Origin of the sequence: Micropruina sp. (assembly GCF_047607385.1) — a bacterium.
In the GTDB taxonomy this organism is placed as follows: domain Bacteria; phylum Actinomycetota; class Actinomycetes; order Propionibacteriales; family Propionibacteriaceae; genus Micropruina.
This window is the reverse complement of record NZ_JASGDE010000097.1, coordinates 1-2,614: the sequence shown is the minus strand read 5'-3', so window position 1 is coordinate 2,614 and position 2,614 is coordinate 1. Positions and strand designations below refer to the sequence as shown.

The window sequence follows — 2,614 nt, the reverse complement described above, 5'->3', positions numbered from 1 at the left end:
GGTGAATCGCCCCGGTGAACGCGTCGCGCCAGTCGCCCGGCGGCAGCGGCACGGACGCCGGCAGCGGCACCCGCGGCAGCCTGCGGACCGCGACCAGCACCTCGGTGCCGCGGCGGAAGCCGAGCAGCCCCGCGCCGAGCTCCCAGGCCTGGTAGCCGGCGGCGAAGTCGTCGGGACGGTCCCGGCGCAGCCGCAGCGCGCGGGAGGTGACCAGCAGGACTTCGCCGTCCAGGTCGAGGTCGCCGCCTCCGGCGTAGAGGTCGGCGAGCCGGGCGGCGTGAGCGGCGAAGTCGATGCGGCCCCGGTTGTCCGGGTCGACCAGGGTGAGGTTCAACAGCTCCGAGCCCTGATAGCTGTCCGGGACGCCGGGCAGGGTCAGCTGGATCAGCTTCTGGGCCAGCGTGACGGTGCGGATCGCGTCGGCGTTGGCGCCGGCCACCTCCTCGATGGCGTCCGCCACCGGCCCGCCGGACAGCATCGCCCGGCCCAGCTCGCCGACGCGTCGCTCGTAGTCGGCGTCGGGTTGCAGCCAGCTGCTGCGCTGTTTGGCCTCCCGCACCGCCTTGGTCAGGTAGGCGTCCAGCCGCTGCGGCGTCAGGCCGGGCGTGCCGGCGACGGTCTGCCAGATCAGCTGCCCGGTGGCGGCGTCGACCCCGTGTGCCTCGGACGCCCGCGCGGCCAGGGCGACGATCCGGCGCCAGCCCGCCGGGTCGCCGGCCAGCGCGATCAGCCGGGCCCGGACGTCCTCGCTGCGTTTGGTGTCGTGGGTGGAGAGCGCGGTCATGCCGAGCGGCCAGCGCGCGGCCTGCTCCGCCGCCCAGGCGTGCAGCGCCTCCACCCCGGGATGCTCGCCGCAGGCCGGGTCTCCGCCCACCTCGTTGAGCGCGACCAGCCGGTGCCAGCGGTAGAAGGCGGTGTCCTCGATGCCCTTGGCCATCACCGGTCCGGTGGTCTGCTGGAACCGGACGCACAGGTCGGCCGCCGCGGCCGCGTCCCCGGGGGCGGTGTCGGGCCGCTCCAGCACCGCCGCCAGTGCGGTGGCGGTCTCGGCGAGCTCCGGACGCGCGGCCCGGACCCGTTCCAGGGCCTGGTGCAGCGGGGCGACCAGCGCCGGATCGACCGGTGCCCCCGGGCGGACGTAGGCGCGGTAGACGTGCAACTGCAGCAGCAGCTCCGACAGCGCCGCCCACACCAGGCCGAGGTCGGCAGCGGGCAGTGCCGCCGTCGCGGCCCGCTGCAGCCGGTTCAGTTCCGGCTGCAGCAGCTGGTTCAGCACCTGCCGCTTGCTGGACGCGACGCAGGCCTGCAACGACGGCTCGCCGCCGGCGTCCGCCCAGGCCGCGCTCACCGCGTCCACGCCGGCCGGATCGACCAGCGCGGCGTCGATCACCGCGGCGGCGTCGTAGCCGGTGGTGCCTTGGCAGGCCCAGGACGGCAGCCGCTCGGACCCCTCCAGGATCTTCTCCACCCAGATCGGGGTGCCCGGACGGCAGGCGGCCGCCAGCCGGGCCAGGTAGCCCTCCGGGTCGGCCAGCCCGTCGGGATGGTCGATCCGGAACGCGTCGATCACCCCGGCGTGGTGCAGCTCCAGCAGCAGCGCGTGCGTGGCGTCGAAGACGTCCGGCTCTTCGACCCGGACGGCGACCAACTGGTCCACCTCGAAGAACCGCCGGTAGTTGAGCACCTCGCCGGCCTCCCGGAACGACGCCAGCAGCCAGTGCTGGGCGCTCAACAGCTCGGCCAGATCGGACGTCGCGGGCCCGTCCGGACGCAGCGGCAGCACGTGATCGTGGTAGCGCAGCACCGGTTGCCCGGACGCCGGACCCTCGTCGGGGCGTCCGACATCGCGGTGCAGCTCGCCCAGGGTGTCGGCCAGCGGGCCGCCCAGGACGGGCAGGCCGAACCGGTCACCGAGATGGTCCCAGTCGACGTCGAACCAGTGCGCGAAGGACGACCCGCGGCCGTGCCGCAGCACGTCCCACAGCGGGGCGTTGCGCCACTGCGGGGCGACCAGCGCCATGTGGTTCGGAACCACGTCGACCACGATGCCGAGGCTGTGCTCGTGGCAGCGCGCGGCCAGCCGCCGCAGCGCGTCCCGGCCGCCCAGCTCGGGGTTGATCGCGGTGTGATCGAGGACGTCGTAGCCGTGCTTCGAGCCGGGCACCGCGGTCAGGATCGGCGCCAGGTAGACGTGGCTGACGCCGAGCGCGGCCAGGTGCGGCACTGCCGCGGCGGCATCGTCGAGGGTGAAATCGCGGTGCAGCTGCAGCCGATAGGTGGCCGTGAACGGTCGGGCGATGGGCTCCATCTCGTTGATTCTGGCAGACCGGTCTGACAGCCGGTCGTGGCGGAGACACTCACCTAGACTCTCGAAATGGCCGGCAGTCGGCGCCCCAGGCGCCGGAACGGACGATGGAGGACGCAGATGCAACGACGCGCGCCGATCCTCGGCATGGTGGGGACAGCGGCAATCTCGCTGGTGCTGGTGGCGGGCTGCACGCTGCCCGGTGGCCCGCCGAGCACCGACCGCAGCGCGCCGCCGCCGGGCTCCACCGCCTCGTCCGCACCGGGCCCGACCGGCTCGACCAGCCCCACCGCGTCCACCCCGCCGAAG

1 protein-coding gene and 1 pseudogene are annotated in these 2,614 nt (G+C 74.4%); one reads left to right on the top strand and one right to left on the bottom strand.

The genetic code is table 11. The annotated features are described in order from the left end of the window. Positions 1-2,308: malto-oligosyltrehalose synthase (gene treY / locus QM582_RS08800; protein WP_415083623.1), on the bottom strand; the 2,308-nt coding region annotated here is incomplete at its 3' end. A gap of 117 nt (positions 2,309-2,425) precedes the next feature. Between treY and QM582_RS08795 the strand changes: the two are divergent. Next, positions 2,426-2,614, top strand: a pseudogene (locus QM582_RS08795) (hypothetical protein); the annotation flags it as partial.